This window comes from Microbacterium sp. WCS2018Hpa-9, from assembly GCF_031843745.1.
GTDB lineage: Bacteria > Actinomycetota > Actinomycetes > Actinomycetales > Microbacteriaceae > Microbacterium.
In genome coordinates this window covers 29361-50396 of record NZ_JAVTIY010000007.1, presented here as the reverse complement: position 1 = coordinate 50396, position 21036 = coordinate 29361, and the positions used below count along the sequence as shown (strand labels likewise).

Annotated in this window: 14 protein-coding genes and 1 pseudogene; 11 read left to right on the top strand and 4 right to left on the bottom strand. The window is 63.6% G+C overall.

Going from position 1 to position 21036, the window contains the following annotated elements; genetic code table 11:
* Window positions 1-2 precede the first annotated feature (2 nt).
* The 6 genes from RQG82_RS14915 (at window position 3) to RQG82_RS14890 (ending at window position 7165) form a co-directional block, all read left to right on the top strand.
* The gene (locus RQG82_RS14915) at window positions 3-953 is read left to right on the top strand and encodes a cytochrome c oxidase assembly protein (protein ID WP_042538291.1); all 951 of its coding nucleotides are present in this window, start codon (window positions 3-5) and stop codon (window positions 951-953) included.
* Window positions 937-2541, top strand: a complete 1605-nt coding sequence (gene lnt / locus RQG82_RS14910; RefSeq protein WP_311259815.1) for an apolipoprotein N-acyltransferase — start codon at window positions 937-939, stop codon at window positions 2539-2541. Before RQG82_RS14915 ends, lnt begins: the two co-directional genes overlap by 17 nt.
* Window positions 2526-3041, top strand: a complete 516-nt coding sequence (locus RQG82_RS14905; RefSeq protein WP_042538292.1) for a DUF3515 family protein — start codon at window positions 2526-2528, stop codon at window positions 3039-3041. Before lnt ends, RQG82_RS14905 begins: the two co-directional genes overlap by 16 nt.
* Window positions 3038-4936 (top strand): cytochrome c oxidase assembly protein, encoded by a 1899-nt coding sequence (locus tag RQG82_RS14900; protein ID WP_042538293.1) that lies wholly within the window; start codon window positions 3038-3040, stop codon window positions 4934-4936. Before RQG82_RS14905 ends, RQG82_RS14900 begins: the two co-directional genes overlap by 4 nt.
* The gene (locus RQG82_RS14895; protein ID WP_026049677.1) at window positions 4933-5616 is read left to right on the top strand and encodes a copper resistance CopC family protein; all 684 of its coding nucleotides are present in this window, start codon (window positions 4933-4935) and stop codon (window positions 5614-5616) included. Before RQG82_RS14900 ends, RQG82_RS14895 begins: the two co-directional genes overlap by 4 nt.
* Before the next feature lie 193 nt (window positions 5617-5809).
* Window positions 5810-7165 (top strand): M23 family metallopeptidase, encoded by a 1356-nt coding sequence (locus tag RQG82_RS14890; protein WP_026049678.1) that lies wholly within the window; start codon window positions 5810-5812, stop codon window positions 7163-7165.
* A 98-nt stretch (window positions 7166-7263) separates the two neighbouring features.
* Here RQG82_RS14890 and RQG82_RS14885 read toward each other — a convergent pair whose 3' ends face one another.
* Both RQG82_RS14885 and RQG82_RS14880 read right to left on the bottom strand, forming a co-directional pair.
* Window positions 7264-8025 (bottom strand): cytochrome c biogenesis CcdA family protein, encoded by a 762-nt coding sequence (locus RQG82_RS14885; RefSeq protein ID WP_017201929.1) that lies wholly within the window; start codon window positions 8023-8025, stop codon window positions 7264-7266.
* Window positions 8022-8591: a TlpA disulfide reductase family protein gene (locus RQG82_RS14880; protein WP_053098497.1), complete on the bottom strand. Its 570-nt coding sequence runs from the start codon at window positions 8589-8591 to the stop codon at window positions 8022-8024. The genes RQG82_RS14885 and RQG82_RS14880 overlap by 4 nt, the downstream gene beginning before the upstream one ends.
* Before the next feature lie 445 nt (window positions 8592-9036).
* Between RQG82_RS14880 and RQG82_RS14875 the strand changes: the two genes are divergently transcribed.
* Genes RQG82_RS14875 through RQG82_RS14860 form a run of 4 tightly spaced genes read left to right on the top strand, consistent with a single transcriptional unit; the run spans window position 9037 to window position 15251 of the window.
* Window positions 9037-9858, top strand: coding sequence for a TnsA-like heteromeric transposase endonuclease subunit (locus tag RQG82_RS14875; RefSeq protein ID WP_167347459.1), 822 nt, complete (start codon window positions 9037-9039; stop codon window positions 9856-9858).
* A complete protein-coding gene (locus RQG82_RS14870) occupies window positions 9851-11887 on the top strand; it encodes a Mu transposase C-terminal domain-containing protein (protein WP_053098495.1) in 2037 nt (678 codons plus the stop codon). The genes RQG82_RS14875 and RQG82_RS14870 overlap by 8 nt, the downstream gene beginning before the upstream one ends.
* Window positions 11884-12927, top strand: a complete 1044-nt coding sequence (locus tag RQG82_RS14865; RefSeq protein WP_053098494.1) for a TniB family NTP-binding protein — start codon at window positions 11884-11886, stop codon at window positions 12925-12927. The genes RQG82_RS14870 and RQG82_RS14865 overlap by 4 nt, the downstream gene beginning before the upstream one ends.
* Entirely contained in the window at window positions 12924-15251 is a 2328-nt protein-coding gene (locus tag RQG82_RS14860) for a zinc-ribbon domain-containing protein (RefSeq protein WP_150115143.1), read from the top strand. The genes RQG82_RS14865 and RQG82_RS14860 overlap by 4 nt, the downstream gene beginning before the upstream one ends.
* Before the next feature lie 70 nt (window positions 15252-15321).
* On the opposite strand, the pseudogene RQG82_RS14855 reads toward RQG82_RS14860, so the two are convergent.
* Window positions 15322-16287: pseudogene (locus RQG82_RS14855) on the bottom strand (IS481 family transposase).
* A 187-nt stretch (window positions 16288-16474) separates the two neighbouring features.
* On the opposite strand from RQG82_RS14855, the gene RQG82_RS14850 reads away from it, so the two are divergent.
* Window positions 16475-17125: a hypothetical protein gene (locus RQG82_RS14850; protein WP_139305202.1), complete on the top strand. Its 651-nt coding sequence runs from the start codon at window positions 16475-16477 to the stop codon at window positions 17123-17125.
* A gap of 51 nt (window positions 17126-17176) precedes the next feature.
* Here RQG82_RS14850 and RQG82_RS14845 read toward each other — a convergent pair whose 3' ends face one another.
* Complete coding sequence (locus RQG82_RS14845) at window positions 17177-20935, bottom strand: hypothetical protein (protein ID WP_139305203.1); 3759 nt, start codon at window positions 20933-20935, stop codon at window positions 17177-17179.
* Between the last annotated feature and the right edge of the window lie 101 nt (window positions 20936-21036).

Genomic DNA, 21036 nt, shown 5'->3' with positions numbered 1-21036 from the left:
CCATGCGTGTGAGCGGCCAGATCCTCGAAAGTCCCCCGTCTTTGCAGGCGTTCCTCGCACCGGCGGACATCCCGCTTCCGGTGTTACCGATAGTCGCGGGGATCCTCGCTGTGCTGTATCTGGTCGGAGCGATCCGGTTGTGGACGCGCGGGCGTCGGTGGCCCGTGTGGCGAACGGTCAGCTTCCTTCTCGGGTGTGTTCTCCTCGCGGCGGTCACTGGTCTAGGCGTTGAAACCTACGGCCAGGCGCTGGTGTCCGTTTTCATGTTCCAGCAGCTCACTCTGATGATGATGGTGCCGCCGCTCCTCGTCCTGGGCTCTCCCGGCACCCTTCTTCTGCGAGCGACACCGCATCATGGAGCGGGACGGTTAGTCCTCACAGCGGCCCACGGTGCTCTTCGAAGCCCGGCCGCGAAATGGATACTCAGTCCGTGGGCCACTGTCCCGCTCTACCTGTTCGCGTTCTACGGCATCTACCTTGCGGGTGCTGCCGATGCCATCCTCGCTCTCCCCGGGGGTCACGTCGCACTCGAGGTCGGATTCCTCCTCGCCGGCGTGCTCTTCACCATCCCCATCCTGTCCTCCGATCCGCTGCCGGTCAGGTTGGGTCATGGTGCCCGTGCACTGGACGTCTTTGCCGAAGCCGCGCTCCACGCATTCTTCGGGGTGTTTCTCATGATGGCCAGTACGATCCTGGTCGGCTCGTTCGTCGCGCCCACCGAAGCACTGGGCATCGATCCCCTCGCCGATCAGCAGCTAGCCGGCGCTCTGGCATGGTCCTACGGTGAAGCCCCGACCGTACTGATGTTGATCTACGTGATGCATCGTTGGTTCCGAAGCGACACCGCTCGTGCTGCCGCGGCGGATCGGTATGCCGACGTGCACGGGAACGCCGACCTCGACTCGTACAACGCTTACCTGAAAAACCTGGGCACTCATGACCGTGACCGCTGACCCGTTGGTGGGACACGCCCTCTCCGTTCGACCACGGCGCGGCAACGCCAGTGCGCACGATGCGCTCCTGGCAGCTGCGGTGCCATTTCCCGTAGCGATCGTCGCGTCCGCCATCGCAGGAGGCATGCTGGATCTCGCCTACCCCGCGTCCGGGTGGTGGCCCGCGACGTTCGTGAGCGCAACCATCGGGCTGTGGACGCTTCGCGGACGCTCTGTTCCCGGGGCGTTCCTGATCTCCCTCGTCTACGGGACGGCCTTCTACTTCACTCACTTGGTATGGGTGACCCGGTTTCTGGGGCCCATCCCATGGGTCGCGCTGGCTGGCTTGGAATCCCTGCTGTTCGGTGCCGGCGGTGCGCTGATCGCACTCGCCTATCGTGTCGCCACCACGCGGGCGGGATTCGGGTATCACGCGATCACTCCTGTGCTCGTCGCCGGGGTGTGGGTGCTGCGGGAAACGCTGATGGGGAATGCGCCGTACACCGGGTTCCCGTGGGCGCGAATCGGCTTCACTCTTGCCGAGAGCCCGCTCGCGGAAGCCGCTTCCTGGGTGGGGACAACCGGGCTGACCTTCCTGACAATCCTCGTCTGCGCAAGCGTCGTGGAAGCCCTCACCCTCCGCCGGTGGGAGCCGGGAGCAGCAGCGGCGGTCATCGTCGTTGCCGCGATGGCCGTCCCTCTGTTCCCGACTGAGCAAGCGGGAATGATGCGCGTCGGATGGGTGCAGGGCAACGGTCCCAGCGGCTACTTCGACACCAGGACAACAGGTGACATCCTGCGCGCACAGGAAGAAGCGACCGCTCCGCTCCTGGGGCGTGAAATGGACCTTCTCGTCTGGCCAGAAGGGGCCGTCGACGCCGATCCCCTGCGCGATGCCGCCGTCGCAGGCCGCCTTGATCGACTCGTGCAGGGTGCTGGCGCTCCGGCACTGGTGAATGCGGCAACCACCCGCGGAGCTGACACGTTCAACACCTCGATGCTGTGGACCAGCGCCGGGCCGCAGCAGCTCCACGACAAGGCCAACCCCGTCCCTTTCGGCGAATACGTGCCGGACCGTTGGTTCTACGAAGCCATCGCCCCCGATCTCATCGGGTTGATACAACGCGAGTACACGCCCGGCTCCAACACGCCCCTCATGAACGTTGGCGATGTGCCCATCGGTCTGGCGATCTGTTTCGACGTCATCTACGACGACGTCATCCACCAGAGCGCGTCCGCTGGCGCGCAGATGTTCGTGTTTCAAACCAACAATGCGGATTTCAGAGGCACGGACGAGAACCTCCAACAGCTGACCATCGCCCGCATACGCGCGCTCGAAACAGGGAGAACTGCGGTGAACGTCTCCACCACCGGGACCAGTCAAGTCATCGGCCGCGATGGAAAAGTGTTGGCTCAGGTTGCGGTGGACACGACCGCGGCGAAGATCACCGAGGTCCCCCTCCGCGCCGGCACGACTCTCGCTGTCGTGCTGATGCCGTGGCTCGGCTGGATGCTCAGTATCGGAACGGTACTAGCGCTGCTCGTCATGTCGATCCGACAGCGACGGACGCATGCTGACTCCCAGGAAGACGGATGGATGACGTTGTGAAGCTCAAGATTCTGACCTCTGGCGCGGCGCTGTGCGCACTGCTTGTGCTCACCAGCTGCGCACCCACCGTCCACCTCGAGCCCGCAGCGAACGCGAATGACCCGCTGTGCGCAGAGGTCACCGTACGATTACCGGACTCGATTGGCGACCAGGCTCGCGTCTGGACGGACGCTCAGGCCACCGCAGGATGGGGCACCCCCAGTAGCGTGCTCCTCACCTGCGGGTTGGAGCCCCCGGCCCCCACCACGCTGCAATGTGTCAGCTTGGGGGGCGTCGATTGGATCGTCGACGAGGAGGAGACCCCGAATCTGCGGCTCACAACCTACGGCCGAGATCCAGCTGCCCAGGTGTACGTGGACACGACCACCCTGTCGGCGGACGCGGTTCTCGAATCTCTTGCCGGGGCGATCCAGCAGCTCCCCAAGACCGGTGAATGCACGGCACCTGTGACGGAAGACCCGGACGCTGCTGGCGCTCAGACAGGGGATACCACTCCATGAATCCCGTTGTTCTCCGGATCGTTGGACCGACGATTCTCGTTGCCGCCGCACTCATCGCTGTGGTCATCGGGCTCGTGATTGGTGGAGGAGCTGCACCAAGACTCGCGAGTGACCCTGGAGCGCTCGTGCGATGGGGACTCCCGGCCGCGAAACTGTTCGTCAATCTGTCCGGTGCGGCGATGCTCGGGCCCCTGGTGCTGGCGGTGTTCGCTCTCCCCTCGGCAGGGAAGCCCTTCACCGTCGCGCTCGATATTGCCTCCGCCGGCGCCGCGACCCTCACCCTCACAAGCGGGGTGGTGGCTTACCTCACCTTCCTGTCCTCATTCAATCCGCAAGTTAACCTGAGTGCCGAGTTCGGCACGCAGCTCGGTCGCTTCCTCCTCGACACGGAGCTGGGACGATCATGGCTCATCACCGCGATCCTCGCTTCGGTCGTGACAGTCCTCGCATTCGCTGTTCGCAGCTATGGTGCGGTCATGATCACAACCGTGCTTGCGATCATCAGTCTGATTCCCATGGCCACCCAAGGTCATTCGGGTGAGCTCGCCAATCACGATCCCGCTGTCATGTCCCTCGTCCTGCATGTCATTTCAGCAGCAGTATGGCTCGGGGGGCTCATCCTGCTCGTCGTCGCGCGACCGATCAGCTCGCCGCGCGAACTCGAGAACCTGCTCCGCCGGTACTCGACGGTGGCGCTCATCGCGTTCATCGGCGTCGCCGTCTCGGGATACGCGCGGACGCTCACAGCCCTCGGCCGGTGGGAGGATTTGGCCTCACCGTACGGCATCCTCCTTCTCACAAAGATCGGCGCGCTTTTGGTCATGGGCGTCCTGGGTGCCGCCTACCGCCGCCGACTCATCGCAAAGACCAGCGAGGGCCGTGGCGCCTTCTGGATGATCGTGTGCGTCGAACTCGGTTTCATGGGTGTCGCGAGCGGGGTCGCCGCCGCCCTCGCCCGCACCGCCGCCCCCGCCGATGCGATCACCCTGCCGCAGACCACCGCCGCGGAGATCCTCACCGACGCACCCGTCCCGGTCGCACTCACCCTGCAGAGATGGTTCACGGCGTGGAGTCCCGACCTCCTTTGGGTGCTCGTCGCGGGTTTCGGAATCGTCTTCTACCTCGTCGGCGTCCGACGCGCACGGCGCCGCGGGTATCCGTGGCCAGCCAGGCGCACGATCAGCTGGATTGCGGGGATGGGGGCGCTTCTGTGGACGACCAGTGGGCCGATCGCAGCCTATGACGATTCGCTCATCAGTATGCGATTCCTCGCCTTCGCTCTCCTCAGTCTCGCGATCCCCTTGCTCCTTGTCTTCGCGGCGCCGATCACCCTCGCAACCTTGGTCATCCACCCACGGGACGATGGAAGCCGAGGACCGCGCGAATGGCTTCTCTGGGCCGCCCACAGCCCCCTGGCCCGGTTTACTCGTCGCCCCGTCGTCGCCGCGTCCCTGTTCGCCACGTCGCTGTGGTTGTTCCACTACTCCGACCTGTTCCGATGGTCGCTCTACGACCAGCTCGGAGCGGAATGGATGATCAGCCAGCTCCTCGTCACCGGGTGCCTCTTCGTACGATCGCTTTCCCCGAACGCGTCCACGACTCCCGAGGGGCGGTGGCGTGTGGCCTCACTCACTGCGCTCACAGGCGTGGCCACTTTCTTCGGCATCGCCACTATCGCTCGCTCCGACCTCATCGTCGCGGAGTGGTTTGGCGCCATGGGGCGGACGTGGGGACCCACCCCCCTGCAGGACCAGGCCCTCGCCGGAGCCGCCACCTTGATGATCGCGGGAATGCTCGCAATCCTCACCGGCTTCTCCGTCCTCCACACGAAACGCAACAACAGACCTACCGACAGCACCCCCGTGCCCGCCGGACGAAAGGACCCACGCCCGTGACCTCCACCCACCGCACCCGCTGGCTCGCCAGCACACTTCTTGCCCTCATCGCACTGGGAATCGTGGCCGCACCGGCCCCCGCAGCTCTCGCGCACGACAACCTCCTGGACACCGTGCCCGGGGCAGACGAAACCGTCACCCAACTCGACGACGTCGCTCTCACGTTCAGCGGGGAACTCATTGACTTCAGCCAGGCAAGCTTCGCCCAAGTGCAAGGACCCGACGGCCTCTTCTACGAATCCAGCTGCTCCACCATCGACCGCAACATCCTCACCACCCCGGTCGCACTCGGAGAACCCGGCGTCTACACCGTGCTTTGGAACGCCGTCTCCAGCGACGGTCACCCCATATCCGAGAGCTTCACGTTCACGTACGCTCCCACCGGCATCGAGCCAGGGCTGGGATGGGACCAACCAGCATGCGGGAACGAACAATCACGGATGCAACCGGCAAAGGCGTCGCCCTCTGCTGTGCCAACTACCGAACCTCCCGCAGCGGACACCCCTGCCCCGGCGGCATCCGCAGGCGAGAACGAGGTGGCTTCGATCGCGATCCCGCTCATCATCGCCGTGGCTGTCATAGGTGCCGCGGTGATCGCCACCACCGTTGTCGTACGGCAAGTGAAAAAGAACAAACACAACAAGGTGAGCCCCGACATCCACACGGACCCGAAAGCGTGAACTTCGTGTCAGGACAGTCGAACTCGAATTCGATGCGACAGATATGGGCCACTGATCAGAGATCACGAGCGAGTCGGCGCGACTTCGGCGGCCACGTACGGCCGATGGACCAGACGGCGGGCAATGCAAGCGTGGCCAATCTGCGCGCCCATGGCAGCAGAATCCACGAAGCCGAGCTCGAGGAGAGGGCACAGTGAACGGACGACTCGTCTCTGCGGCTACGGAGGCGGCTGAAGAATGCGGTTGTGCACCCACGCCCGCCGAACGCGACTCGTTCTGGAAGCTGAGTGTTACTCGACGTGGCGCTTTCGGGCTCGGCGCGCTCGGTGTCGCTGCATTCGCTGCACTCGGCATCGGCTCCGGCGACTCAGCGGCGTACGCTGCGTCGTACCCGAGTTGGGACGATGTGCAACGCGCCAAGAACAACGAAGCTGCCAAGGCTGCCGAGATCACCCGAATCGAAGGGCTGATCCAGTCCTTGACGCGGAAGGTCGCTGAGACTCAGGTTGCTGCCGATACAGCCTCCGACGAGTTCTATGCAGCGCAGCAGGAGTACTTCGCTGCGATCACGGAAGCTCAGAGCCTGCAGGCGCAGGCGGACGAACAATCAGCGATTGCCGAAACCTCTGCGCGCAGGGCCGGTCAAGTTGCGGCACAGCTGTATCGCAACGGTGGAGATGATTCAGCACTGCAACTGTTCTTCTCCGGTTCCGCGGCCAACGCCGATGAGCTCCTGTCACGCCTGGGCACCATGGACAAGCTTCTCGAGTACAACCGGTCGGTCTACGATGGCGCAATCTCGGCGCGCAACACCGCCCAATCGCTGACCGATCAGGCGAAGGTTGCCCGCGACGAACGAGACCGCCTGCAGCAGGTCGCAGAGCAGAAGATGATTGCGGCACAAGAAGCGGCCGACGCCGCACAGGCCGCGCTCGACGAGCAAGCCGCGAACCTCGAGACGATGCAGGCGCAGCTCGCCGCGCTGAAAGACACCACCACGCAGACTGTCGCTGGTTACCAGTCGGGTGTGGCCGCGCGCGAGGCCGAAGAGCGCGCCCGTCGCGAACGCGAAGCCGCGGAAGCGGCAGCCAACGGTGGCGGCAACGGCGGCGGCGGAGGCTCTGCCGGTAGCGGCGGTTGGGTCCGGCCCCACGGGGGCGGCCGAAGTTCAAGCTACGGCCCGCGGACCCCGATCTGCGGTTCGCAGGGCTGCTCCTCGAGCTACCACTACGGCGCGGACATGGCCAATGGCTGCGGAGCGGCGATCTACGCCGCCAACTCCGGAACAGTGGACTACGCCGGCGCGAACGGCAACTACGGCAATTACGTCCGCATCCAACACGGCGGGGGCGTCAGCACCGGGTACGCGCACATCAAACCCAGTGGCATCCTCGTTGGCAGGGGGCAATGGGTCAATTCGGGCCAGGTCATCGCTTACGCGGGTGACACTGGACGCTCCTTCGGTTGCCATCTGCATTTCGAGGTCTACATCAATGGTGGTTACACCAACCCCGTCCGATTCATGGAAGACCGCGGCGTCTATATCTAAGGCTCCGACATGGGAGCACGAAGTGGCGCCACCCACAATGACCAGTTGGGTAGAGAGGGCTGCTCCAGTCGTCACTCGCGACATCCTTGCTAGGGATCTCAGAGAGGGAGAATGACGCTACCCATCACCGCCGTCAGCCGCGACATGATGTCGGTCCACAGCCCTGTCACCATCAGGATTCCGAGGACGATCAGCAGTATGCCTCCGCATACGTTCACCACCCGGATGTGACGACGGAGGAACTCGACCGTCTTCGCCGCCCAACCGAACCCGAATGCGACCAACAGGAACGGGATGCCGAGGCCGAGCGAATACGCGAGGCCGAGGAAGCCGGCACGGACAGGGTCGCCAGCATTGAACGAAAGCGCGATGATCGCGGCAAGCGTCGGACCCATGCACGGTGCCCAGCCGATACCAAGTGCCACTCCAAGTAGCGGCGCCCCTGCGATTCCGGCCCGGGAGCCGACGTGGAAGCGGACCTCCCGCTGGGCGAAATTGAACAACCCGAGAAAGACGAGCCCCATCAGGATGATGACGACTCCGAGGATGCGTGTGACCAGGTCGCCCCAGCGTAGGAAGAACACGCCGGCCGTGCCGCCCAGCGCGGTGATGAGAACGAAGACGACGCTGAAGCCGAGGATGAACAGCAGTACGCCGACTACGAGCTGACGGCGCTGGGGCGCGACTGCGTTCGTCGCGCGACCCTTCGAGTCCGGCGCGACCACCCCGCCAAGGAAGCCGAGGTAGCCGGGGACCAGCGGGAGCACGCAGGGCGACAAGAACGACACGAGGCCAGCGAGCATCGCGACGGGGACTGCGAGCCAGAGCGCACCGGACCCGATGATGGTGTCGGCGTTCACGGTGTCTCCGCCAGAGCGTCCTTGACGAGCGTCGAGAGGATCGAGGTGCCGTCGATGGGTCCGATGATGCGGGCGGCGACACGGCCCTGCCTGTCGAGCACGAGAGTCGTCGGTGTCGCCTGGATCGGCACGACCTCGGAGAAAGCGAGTTTCGCCTCGGCCGTGTTCACGTCGATCAGGCTCGGGTAGGTGATGCCGAACTCGTGAGAGAAAGCCTGGGCAGTGTCGGCCTGGTCGCGGGTATTGATGCCGATGAAAGCTACATCCTCGCCGCCGTATTCTTGCCAGACGCTTTCGAGATCCTTCGCCTCGATGCGGCACGGCGCGCACCCGGCGTACCAGAAGTTCACCACCGTGACCTTGCCGGCGTTGTCTGCGCTGTCGAAATCATCACCAGTTTCAGTGATGCCGCTGAAGTCGACCGGTTCGCTCCGCTCGTCGATCGGGATCTCGACGATCGCGCCGCCAGCGGCCACATACCCGGTGTTCTCACCCTTGAGGAAGGAATCGCTGACCGGATCCGGCGCACACCCGCTCAGACCGATGGCGAACACCGCGGCGAGCATGGCTCCGATCGCACCACGAATGGTGCGAAAGCGAGGATTTCGAGGCACATCTCGCACTCTACGCAGATCCCCTATGCGTCCGCCGAACCGGGCCACCGTCCTGCGGGCCTCTTACCGCTTCCGACGTCCGCCAGGGCAAGTCGCCGCGTCGGCAACTTCGGTCTGCTGACACACAGAGCACCTCCGGGAGGATGACGTGTCAGCTGAAGGCCAACTGCGTCATTCCAACGCAATTCCGACGACGACCGCCTGCACACCGTCTCAGCGTTGCAGATTGCTCGGCGGTGGCATCAGTGTTCTCGTTCGGTCGTTGCCGGACATCAGATCGAACTCTAATCCGAGCCATACCGGTGTGTCGGGAGCCAGGCAAAGCCGACCCGGCGGATCCTGGGCGCAGGCGACAACGATGTGCCTACTCAGGTACTCCGCCTTCCTTGGAGTGGTGATGAAGCCAGCTGAGATTGCACGGTTGATCGCACGGCGACGATTCTCGAAGGGCTCGGAGCTGCACTGGGTGCCGCGCGATCATCGTTCCGCATCCGGCTACGCGGATAGCGTCTCGTTCGCACCGGTCAACCGAAGTCTCGGCCGTTTGGATTGGTCGGTCATCGACCCGATGAAGGTTCGAGTATCGAAGGGCGCAAGCCACTTTTTCACGGGGTCTGAGTACTTCTGGAGTCGCACCCGTAGCCACGTATGGTGTGAGTCTCAGTTCGAGCGCGACGAGTTGATGTGGCTCGATTTCGGCGGGCAAGTAGCAAAGGTGTGGTCGCAGCCATTTGGCGTGGTGTTCGGCGTTCGCTCGCCGATGGCGGGTCACTGGCACGTGCCGGATTTCCTATTGCAGATGTCGGACGACTCCTACGCCGTTCGAGACGTGAGGCCAAAGGAACGCATCGACAAGTCTGCGCAACTGCAGTTCGATGAAACCGCGGTTGTGTCGGCAACGCTCGGCTGGCACTATCAGGTACTTTCCGGCCACAGCATCCATGCGACCCGCGTGGTCGAATGGTTGTCGGCGTCGCGTCATGACCGTTGCAGGCCGCCTGCTGACGTCGAGGACAGGATCCTCGACGCGGCAACTGACAGCAAGACTCGCCGGGAGTTGTGCGAGCTGGCATCACCAGATTGCCCACCTCTTGCCTGCGCATGGGTTGACAACCTCGCCTGGCGCAGACTTCTCGCGCTCGATCTGTCTGCGGTCTTCAATAGCAACGCGCTACTGACTACCGCACGTCGGGAGAGAACGGATGCGATCAGTGTCTGACGAGAGCAAGCTGAAACTCGGGGACTCTTTCGACATTGACGGCGAGATCTGGGTCTGGGCCCACATCATCCCCGGCCTAGAGGTGAAGCTCCGGTCCGAGAACGCACCCGATCGACACCTCATCATGTCCGTAGACGAGTTCCTGCGCCATGCCGGCACGGCTCAACGCGAGCGCGCGGTATCGCTTCGTCCGGACGGGGACGCGTGGCCGACCAACGTGTGCGATATGGAGGCCCATCTCCTTGAGGCGTTCACCGGGAGACCAATGGATCCGTTGGCTTCCACTCCTCGGGCGCAGTATGACCCTGCGCTGACGACTCAGAACGCACGCGTTGACGCGAAGCTGCTGGAGTTGAAAGGCACGTCACTGGGGCGAGCGCGCAGTACCTTTCACCTCCTATGGAAGACCTACCAGCAAGACGGTGCAGCGGGGCTGAATGCCCGCATGCACCGGAAGGGCGAGCAGCGACTCGCCATCAGCCGGGCAGATCCGCGGCTGGTGACGATCATCGATCGATTCCTCGATCGCCAGACGGACAAGGCCACGAGTAGCAAAAAGCGTTGCGCTGTCTTGGTGAGGCGAGCGCTCGAGACAACCTACCCGGGCGACCCCATTTGTGAGATCAAGGCTCGCACCCTCCAGGGCTACATCAACGAGCGGGCTGCAGGCCGTTACAGCTTCGACAAAGCGACCACCCGGAGAAACACCGACAACAGCCCAAAGCGTCAGTACCACTCCGGAGCTGCCTATCAACTTGGAGAGCGATGCGAGATCGATTCAACGGACCTCGACGTTCTCGTTTGGGATGAGACCAGTGAGTTCCGTCCGAAACTCACCGTGCTTCTCGACGTCGCCAGCCGAGTGCCGCTCGCTTGGGCGATCCACGCGGATAGCCCTGGCGGATTCGATCATGCGCTCCTGCTCGCCCGAGCCATCATCGGGCGCAAAGCCGTGCCTGGTTCGGGCGCTGCCACTCTCTCGGGGTCAGCCGCCTTGCCTTCCGCGCTGATGAAGCAGGTGAACCCCTACCTCAGCGACGAGTCTCTGGCTCTCCCATGGATCTTTCCGCGATCAATCACCATCGACGGCGGAGCTGATTTTCGGTCCCGCACGTTCAGAGATGCCTGCCGTGCGTACGGAATCCACAGGGAGCTCGCGCCCTCCGGAACGCCGACGGTGAAGCCACATGTTGAACGCAACTTCGGCACCCTCTCATCAGATTTCGCCGCATGGTTGGCCGGTTTCGTGGGGAACTCCGTGGCGCATCGAGGCGCCCGCGACAACCCCACGCTCACCTTGGACTCGCTCCGGCTCATCCTGGACAGTTGGATATCCAACATCTACCTGAACAAACCGCACCAGGGCCTGAAGTCGACGAGCTCCCCCGGACGGATCTTCACCCCGAATCAGATGTACACCGAACTCTTCAGCGTCGGGCCTGGCGTCCCAGTGCCTTTCGGAGTCGAGGAGTACCTCGCCCTGTTGCCGACCGAACGTCGCATGATCGGTCGTGCAGGGATCGATCTCCACAATCGCCGCTACGACTCGCCCGACCTGGAGGACCTCCGCAGTCGCTCCCTCACGGGCGCTGAACCGGGATCCGCGAGAGCGAGGAAGTTCCCGGTGAGCTTCGACCCCTACAACGCGAATGCCGTCTGGGTACGTCACCCGGAAACCGGCTTGTGGATCGAGTGTTGGGACGTCGCTCTGCGAGAGAAGACGGCACCGATGGTCGCCGAGATCGACATGAAACTCCTTACCCGATACCCCGACGCCGCTATCGACGATCCCGATCGCCGCCGGGAGTGGATCGATCATGTCGAAAGCCGCGAGCGAGGAGACAAGCGCAAGCGCACCCAACACAAGCGAGAGCAACAGCGCCTCAAGGTCGAAGCTCAACGCGAGTCAGGCCCCTCGACAACGACACCGATCCCATTACGGCAATGGGCCAAACCCGTCGACATCAGCACCATCGATTGGACGTCCCCCGACATACATCTCGCTCAAGCAGAGGAGCTTGATCCATGAAGATCACCCCACTCGTCCTCCACCATGACCGCAAGACCAGCCTTGCAGGGCTTCGAGAAGCATTCGACGCCGAGCCCGCATCGCCGCCGAAGATCACCTTCCGGCAGTACACAGATCTGGATAGTGAAGCCCGAGAGCTATACGACCAAGCTCGCGAAGACTTTCTCCGGCTGACGTTGAGGGTGAAGACGCGCGAGCAAGCAGTCTGCGCTCGCATTCTGGAGGACCTCATCCGAATCAACCCTCGGCTGAAGAACTCGCGGCGCGGGCTGATGGTATCCGCGCCGATGTTCTCCGGCAAGACAGAACTCGCTCTCCTGTTGGCTCGATCCGTAGAACGCAGACACGCAGCCCAACACCCCGACTACCTCAGAGACGGAGACGCACCGGTCGTCTGGGTGGAGATGACCGAACACTCGACCGGGAAAGCTCTCCTTGCCCAGATCGTGGAGTTTCTCGCCCCCACCATCGTTCTCCCCAAACAGATTGCCACCGACCGGCTGCGGAAGCTTGCCGTCGAAGCCCTCCATCGACATGGCACGAAGCTGCTGGTGATCGACGAAGCGCACAAGCTTGGCGGGACTGAACCCTCCAGTGTCATCAAGGCTCTCCAGAATGAGTCCTGTGCGACCGTCGTCCTGGTTGGAATCAATCTCGACCAAGCATTCAAGACGGGCGACGGGCTGCAAGTCAGCGCACGCTGCGACTTCGTCACACTCGACAAGATCGACCCCGCCGTCCAAGAGGACTTCGAACAATGGATCAAATGGGTCGCCACCTTCGACAGCTTCCTACCACTATGTGGGCACGTCCACGGCCTTCTCACCCGCAACGCCGGCACGCTAGTCCACGCCGCCGACGGGAAACTCGCCGTTCTCGCGATGATCGTGGACCGCCTAGTCGCGTCCATCTTGCGCGACGAATCGCGCACCTCGGAGACCGTAACCCGCGAGGGACTCTTCGGGGTTCTCGATACTCTCCGGCGCACCACGCTCAACACACACAACGTCACCCTGGACGACTTGGTGGACGCCGCATGACCAGCACGCAGGCGTGGGCGAAACGACCCAAGTGGCATCATCTTGAGACGCCACGCTCCTACGCGCAGCGGCAATGCCGCGCCGCAGGAGTGCCGTTCGATTTCGCCGAGAGGGCACTGACCAGCCGAGCGCAACCGAACATCCACCGCGTCTGGATCGACGATGAAGCGGCCGCTCGGGCGGTCGAGGCGACGGCAGGGCGCCCGGCCGGTCACTACCTCCGCATGAAACGTCTAGCGCAACCGGACTCCACACGGGCCTACCCGCAGCGCTTCCTGTGCCGCCTATGCAGTGCCGGGGAGACGATCGAGCAAATTTCCCATGATCGGGAAAACTTCTGTCTCCGACACCCGGGGCAGATGGTGTGGGTCGGTCCCGGAACCGAACTCGATACCCAGGTTATCGTTCCCTTCGATCCCACGCTTCGGAACGCGGAACTCTCCTTCCGTCGACTCGTCGCTACTGGTCGGGTCACCACGCAGCTGCACAGTCAAGTGTGGGCCATGGTGCGCGACAACGACACCCTCTCCGCCCAGGACGGAGAGACCGGGCAGAATCAGTCCTTGATGAGCGCGGCACGCGAGATCGATCGCCGCGCACATCTGTACCGCGCGACGGTGCGCGTTCTGCAGATCTTGTCCAATCGTTCGCACTGCGCACGATGGCGCACTCAGTCGGCGGCAGATCTACGACTCGACATCAACGCAACGTTGGGCTTCGCCAACAGCGACGTCCTCGTCGAACGGGTGATTCTCTGGCTCCGACCCCTCCGCCGCCACACCATCCCCACGAAGTTCCGCCCCTTGGAAGCCGCCCTCGACACCGTCGACGTCCCCCGCATCCTCGACGCCACCGCCAACTACCCGCTATGGATCCTCCGACACCCGCAAGCCATCTCCGAATGGGACTGGGATCGCAACCCGCCCACCCGAGACCCCTGGTCGGGAGTAGATGTCTCCCACAAAGCCTGGTGGTTGTGCGAAGAGGGGCACTCCTGGGAAGCAAGCCCCCACGTGCGAGGCTTTGCCGAGACGAACTGCTCATACTGCATCGGCATGGACTTCTGGCCTGGACATACCGACCTCGGCACCCTGCGGCCGGACATCGCCGCGGAATGGGACACCACCCCAGGAGCCAACCGCGGGGACCCTCATCACGTCAGCGTCACCTCCGCACGGAAAATCAACTGGCTGTGTACTGCTCAAGAGCACACCTGGCCCGCCCAGGTGCGCTCCCGCACCACGCAAGAAAGCAGCTGCCCCTACTGCAGCGGTAGCCGGGCGATACCAGGTGAAACAGACTTAGCCACTCTTCACCCAGGCCTCGCAGCAGAGTGGGATTACGAACGCAACGACAGCTCCATCACTCCGGAGACAGTCACCCCCGGATCAGATCGTGTCGTCTGGTGGCGAGGCCCCTGCGACCATAGCTGGGACGCGGCTGTCGGCGGCCGTTGCTCAGGATACGGGTGCCCGTACTGCTCCAACCAACGCACCCTCGCCGGTTTCAACGACCTCGCCACCACCCACCCTCAACTCGCCGAACAGTGGGACCCCGCGAACTCCAAGACTCCGAGCGAGGTCACCGCGGGCTCGGATTACCCCGCGGTATGGCGTTGCGGCCTGAGTCACACGTGGGAGCTTCCCGTCTGGGGTCGCACGACGGACAAGACGGGATGCCCCGTATGCGCGAATCGGGTCGTCCTCGCAGGATTCAACGACTTGGGAACTCTCGACCCTCATCTGGCTTCGGAGTGGGACCACGAAGCAGGGGCGAACGACCGGACACCGTCCGAAGTGACCGTTAGTAGCTCCTATGAAGCCCTGTGGCGCTGCGCGAAGAACCACACCTGGCCAGCGACAGTCGCCAATCGACATGCTGGTTCCGGTTGCCCCTCGTGCTCCGGACGGGTCGCCATCCCGGGAGCCACTGACCTCGCGACACGCCGACCGGATATCGCCGCACAATGGGATCCCAGCAACGACTGCTCACCGAACCAGGTCACAGTCTCATCCCACGTGAAGGTGTCATGGATCTGCCATCGCAACCACTCGTGGCCGGCGACCGTCAAGAACCGCACTTCCGGCTGCGGCTGCCCCTACTGCGCAGGAAAGCTGCCCATCCCTGGCGAGAACGACCTTGCGACGCTGCGCCCCGATCTCGCCAAGCAATGGGATCCAGCGAACGCCCTCTCTCCTACCGAGGTCACCGTCGGGTCTGGTCGAAAAGTCATGTGGATCTGCGCTTGCGGATATTCGTGGCCGTCCAAGATTCAGACCAGAACCCGCAGACCCCACGCCCACTGCCCCGAATGTCGCAAGTAGTAACAGGACCCGATGCGAACCTCGTCTGGGCTTTTTGACCTGTGGCGCTGAGTCCTCCTCGCCCCCAGCGCTAGCTGTTCTTCCCCGTGAGGTTGTGAACGCGGTCTGAGGGTGTGTGGCCGCCGATGCCGGTGTGGGGTCTGTGGTGATTGTAGTGATGGAGCCAGGCGTCGTAGGTGGCTGCTCGGGCTTCGTCGCTGGCGTAGGTCTCGGCGTAGGCCCATTCGTGGGCGAGGGTGCGGTTGAAGCGTTCGACCTTCCCGTTCGTCTGCGGGCGGTAGGGCTTCGTGAATCGGTGTTTGATGTCGGGGCCGAGAGCGGTCGCGAACGCGTGTGAGCGGTAGCAAGAACCGTTGTCGGTGAGGACCTCTCGGACGGTGATGCCCGCGCGTGTGAAGAAGGCCTCGGCTCTGGCCCAGAACGCTGATGCGGTCTCTTTGCGTTCGTCGTCGAGGATCTCTGAGTAGGCGAGCCGGGAGTGGTCATCGACGGCGTGATGGAGGAACGCGTAACCGCGGCCCTTCTTCTTGTTGTTCCGGTTCCCGATGGTGCGGCCCAGCATGCGATGCCCGCCGCCGTCAGGGATGCGGCCTTGCTTTTTGATGTCGACGTGGATGAGGTCGCCCGGCTGTCCTCGTTCGTAGCGAACGGGTTTCGGTCGCCGGACAGGGAGGCCGGTGGCCTGATCGACGTGCGTCAGGATCGGCATCCGGTATCGGTGCAGAACCCGCTCGACGGTGGAGCGGGGCATGCGGAGGTGATATCCGATCCGGTGCGGACCCCATCGTCTCGTGAACCGCAGTGCGATGATCCGCCGCTCGAGGCGCCGCGCGGTGCGCGCAGGACTGCGACGAGGCCGCGAAGAGCGATCCGCCTCAGAGGCGCCCGTGCGAGCTCGCCGGGCCTACTTCGATGCTGTTGCCGGCGACACCTGGAACCGCTCGGCCGCTCGCCGCACCGACCAGCCTTGAGTGTTGATCAGGTCGGCCAGCCGAGCCCGACCAACGGGCGTCAGGGGTGCGTTAGCGTGAGTCACGAAGACCTCCGTGTGTGGAATGTGAGTGTGGTAACCCACATCCTGCCCGGAGGTCTTCGCTAACTCACGTGATCACAACGTCCCGAGGAACTACATCTAGTCGCCTGACATCGACTCTGTGGCGTGCGCGACGTCGATGCCCAGGGAGGCCTCCCCTTCCGGCGAAGGCTCATCTACGCTGTCGCACATGGATGAAACCGATGGCCAGCCACGGACCCGCCCTTGGCATGCACAGCCATCCACCGATGTGATCGCGGCGTTCACTGACGCCGTCGCTCGGTTGAACGCCGACGGGGACTTCATCGTTCGAGCGCTGACTGACCAGCTGCTCGCAGAGCGACCGATCGCGGATCAGGAAGAGCTGACGCCGCAGGAGATCAGCTATCTCACCCGGTCCAAGGCCTTCACGCCCGAGTCGTTCGAGAAGACATCGACTCGGGTTGCTCGCGGCGGTGTTCTGGCGAGTGTAGCGAGCACCCTTCTGACGGGCGTGCTTCAAACCATGTCCGCGTCCGCAGCCGCTGCCTTCTTGAGTATGGACGAGGACTCGCTCTTCGCCGCCGCCGATCGTGGCGAGTTGTACGCCGTCGATGTTGCCCACTCCAGACGGTTTCCGTCGTGGCAGTTCAGTCTCTCGTCGCCAGGAAAAATCCTGCCGCACCTGACCGAGATCATTGACATTGTGAAAGACAAAGGATGGGTGTCGGTATCGGCTCTCATGGCGACGCCCCAGCCGGTCATGGTCACCGACGGGCAGCAGAGCCCTGTGGAATGGTTCAGGCGCGGCGGCGACGTGGAAACCCTGGCTCGGATCATCGAGGCTCAGAAGTGGCGATAGAGCTCCTGCTGGGGACGCGAACTCGTGCGCGCCGCCGCTCTCGCATGTCGCCTACGGCGTTTGGCCTCGAGCTGCGAGAAACTCCGTCGCCGTCTCAACCCGATACCGCTCGTCGACGTAGCTTGCCGGAGTGAGATTACGGGTTACGAAGAGGGTGCTCAGGTGGAACTGCTCTCCCTGCGGGGGGTCGCCGAGTCCCAGACGCGCCGCAATGCTCGCAACGTGGGGCGCCAGTTCGCTCTCCTTTCGGGACAGCTGCGTGGTGTAGCAGGGCTTGGTAGCGCGGGTCCCTAGCTGGTCCCGGAAGAAAGAGCGCAGTTGGCGTGCCGTCTCGGCGAATCCGTGAACTGATGCGGGGTCTTTGGCCTCAATCAGCCACAGGGTGCTGTCTCCAGGGCGTCCGCACACGAGGTCAACTTCGGTAGTGAGAGTCGGCACGCCGAGTCGCGCGTGGTCGTTGGGTTTCACGCGGGCGACCGTGGTGTATCCGAGTTGCTCTAGCCGGTCTTGGAGGAACCTTTCGAACCGAATGTTGCGGCGCGCACGGCGGTCCGCAAGCGCGTCGGTGACAGGCTGAGGAACGTCCCCCGCCCAGGGAAGAACTCCTTGGAGTAGGTGGCGGTAGTAGACCTGAAAGGACGTCAGCAAGTACTGCGGGCTGACAATGAGCCGTCCGTCCGAGTCTTGCACCAGCGGTTGCACGAGGAGCCGGTGACGCCGCGTGCGCGTTTGCCAGGGTTTCCACTCGACGGCTTGTATCTGGACGGCCGTGCTGGTGAGCATCCGGATAGCGGCTTCGACACGCGTTCTCTTCGCCTCATCCGCGCCCGGGCCTAGCGCGTCACAGCCCCATGCTGTTGCCTCGGCCACTGTGACGTGCGCGGTCGTCCTGCCTGGCTCAAAGGTCTCCCATTTCGCGAGTGCGGCGAGGGTGGAGAGCATGTCCTGCGACGTCGCCCCCCATGCACGCTGGAAAGCGCCCTCAAGGTCGTCTCCTTCGTTCGTCTGTAGAAGCGAATCGCCATCTTCAGCGCCATACAGCCGAACGCTCGCGGCCGCGCGGCTCAGTTCGTCGTTTCGCAGGCCCCACGCCGATGCGTCGGGATGCGGATCATCGTCGACGGCGAGCTCGTACATTGGGCTGAGGTTGATGACTGCGGGCGCGACTTGGTGATACATCCGCTCGCTCAGTGTGGTCGCGGTGAGGTATGCGTCTGCGGCGGCAAGAAGACCGCTCCACGCCTGAGGAGTGATCGGCTTCGCTTCCGTCGGCTTGTCCAGGATGCGCAAGGCAGCTTCCACCACGATCTCGTTACATTGACGAAGCTGAAGTGTCTCCGCCGAGAGCTCGGCGGTGCGGGTGAGCGGGTCCCATTCGGTAGAGAGGTTCGCGGCGACTCGGGACAGATCGTCTTGCTGATGAATAGCGCTGTCCATCACTCTCGCCAGCTGCTCCATCCCCGTCAACACCACCTCGCTCACGTCGTGTCTCTTGATTCCTTCCAGCAGAGTTTCGAGAGCAACCGGCGCAAGATGCTCGCGGGTAAGTCGATTCGCGTCGTCCGCTCGGTACTCTCCCGGTTCGACGCCGGCACCGTGGAGTCGTCGCCCCAAAGCCGCAACCATGCGGCTCTCGTCAGAGGGTCGTAGACCCCACGGACCAGGCAGGTGATTGAGAGTGGTCCGCGCCTGCTTCATCTCCAAGATGAGAAAGGGCTTCGCTGTGCGCCACTGGTCGCGGAGCGCCGCCGCCGCTTCGACATCCACGCCTCCCGCGCGGAGCAGATCGAACACTGCGTCCCCTGTTAGGAGATTCGCCGCGTACGGATCTCCATTCGCCGAATCTGCGAATCCCTCGACATCGATGCGCCACAAAAAGTTGACTGGTTCATCGACGGCACGCGCGTGCGGGTCGAGATACGGCGTGACCACGCCGGATGATTCACCCGAGACCGCTTCCGATGTGTGGAGATGGAGGACGTATCCGGGCACATCGATCGCCTGGTGCGCGGAACGCCATCGATCACCAAGCGCAGCAAAGCCGTAGATCAGCCCGCCGCACAAGTCAAAGACGAACCGTCGGTAGTCGGCGGACAGGTCCTCCGAGCTCGCCCGTGCCACAGCGACGGGGGGTTCGGTAAGCGCGAGGGACCACCCGACGACATCCGGCGCGGTATTGACGCCGCGGTCGACGTCGTAGGTGGCGTCACCTTCGAGCGCCGCGACATTGGCGACCGGCCCCGGAGCAACCTCCGCTGCTCGCAGGTCACGAAGCGGAGGGAGCCCGACTCTGAGGAGCGACGCTTCGAGATCCGATAGCTCTACCGCGCGATCCCACTCGGCCTCGCCCGCGTGGGCTTCAAAGTAGATGGCGGTGGGTACCATGCCACCCTTGAAGAACGACTTGCCATTGGCCTTCCATGGCTCCCAGTAGTTGATCGCCTCCCACCCGAAACTCTCGGGGAAATCGGGAGCGCTCAGATCCCGCGCGAATGCGTAGAGATCATCGCGGGACGTGGCCGTCTCTGAGATCCAAGTCAAGTCTTCGAGCGCGAGGTTTGCTTCGCCGAAAGCTTGCGGCACAGCGATGTGACCGGCCGCGGCGAAAACCGTCAGCGGGATGACCTCCGCGCCCGGCCTGATGGTCCCTTGTCGTCCGCCCGCCATGCGCACCGACAGTGGACCGGCGTGCGACCTCATCTGTTTAGCCAGCTCCACTGAGCCGATGCGCGGCGGTGGGGTGGACCCCAGGTCGGGAACATAGATGACCGAGACAGCTATGCATGTGGATGGATTCACCGGCACCAGCCACTGAACGTCGATCCCTCGAAGCGGGGAATCGACACTTTCGCTGTTCGGAGGGGATTCGATCAAGCTGTTGGAAAAGCGCCATAGGGCCCGGCGGATCTGGTTCAGACAAGAAACCCTGAGGGCTCGTCGCGCATGCCCGTCTCGATCAAGCGCGGATACCAGTTCTTGTACGGCATGAGCCATGATCTCTGGGATGAAGAGTGGCGGCACCCATCGGAATCCGCCCGCTGAGTCAGCAAAGCGAAGGAACCTCCCGAACGGACTGGACGGACTCTCAGCATCGAATGCGGCCTCACTTGCGGAGATCGTCATCCATTCCAACGCTCTCTTGTCAGCCTCACCGAGTTCGATGTGGTCGAGAGGGCCCAGGTTGAGGAAGGCCCGCGTCGCTTCGAACTCAACGTCCGGCAATGAAACCTCATCGTTGAGCTCGAGATCCGGGGCTGGCACCCACGCGTCCGCAAGGTGGCGGACGCAGAAGTCGCCGTACCTCATCGCCACGTTCACCACGTTCGCAATACCGAATCGAAATCGCCTGCGGAGCCGACCGTCTACCGCTTCCGCCATTCGGAGCGAACGCGTGAGGTCGGCGACCGGCCGTTCGGTGAGGCCAGGCACTGCACGCAGCGACTCCGAGCCGACGGTGAGTAAGGCTGTTCGGGTCGGGTCGGTCGGGATGAAGTCTTCACGCGCCGGGCCGATCCCATAGGTGGTAGCCGCTAGATCGGACAGTGCTTGGATCGACGGCAGCGGGTGGTAATCGTCTGATGCCGGAGCGGCGGAGGCTCGTAGTGCGGCCGCGAAGCTGCTTCCCAATGTCACCGATCGATGCCTGTTGCCCGGGGACGTGGCGGCGGCGAATACCAACGTCCAGAGCTCGTCCGGATCGTACGCTGAAAAAGCCTGTTCGAGTGCGTCTGGCTCCCGTTGCGCGGCGCTCACCGCGCGCGGTTGAGATCGAGGCCGCTTGTTTCTACGAGATTTTTTGTTCTTCCCCACGCAAGCATTCAAGCGTAGGCCAACGACACCCTCGCTGATTGCTGCGCGTTGAAGACGTGGCCCGCCGGGGAGGAAGGTGGTCAGGGGATGGGGTGCCGCCT

Excerpts from the sequence above, each read along its gene's own strand:
- RQG82_RS14900 (WP_042538293.1), top strand. The coding sequence starts at position 3,038 with ATGAATCCCGTTGTTCTCCGGATCGTTGGACCGACGATTCTCGTTGCC.
- RQG82_RS14860 (WP_150115143.1), top strand. The coding sequence starts at position 12,924 with ATGACCAGCACGCAGGCGTGGGCGAAACGACCCAAGTGGCATCATCTT.
- RQG82_RS14865 (WP_053098494.1), top strand. The coding sequence starts at position 11,884 with ATGAAGATCACCCCACTCGTCCTCCACCATGACCGCAAGACCAGCCTT.
- RQG82_RS14905 (WP_042538292.1), top strand. The coding sequence starts at position 2,526 with ATGGATGACGTTGTGAAGCTCAAGATTCTGACCTCTGGCGCGGCGCTG.
- lnt (WP_311259815.1), top strand. The coding sequence starts at position 937 with ATGACCGTGACCGCTGACCCGTTGGTGGGACACGCCCTCTCCGTTCGA.
- RQG82_RS14850 (WP_139305202.1), top strand. The coding sequence starts at position 16,475 with ATGGATGAAACCGATGGCCAGCCACGGACCCGCCCTTGGCATGCACAG.
- RQG82_RS14880 (WP_053098497.1), bottom strand. The coding sequence starts at position 8,591 with ATGCTCGCCGCGGTGTTCGCCATCGGTCTGAGCGGGTGTGCGCCGGAT.
- RQG82_RS14875 (WP_167347459.1), top strand. The coding sequence starts at position 9,037 with ATGAAGCCAGCTGAGATTGCACGGTTGATCGCACGGCGACGATTCTCG.
- RQG82_RS14915 (WP_042538291.1), top strand. The coding sequence starts at position 3 with ATGCGTGTGAGCGGCCAGATCCTCGAAAGTCCCCCGTCTTTGCAGGCG.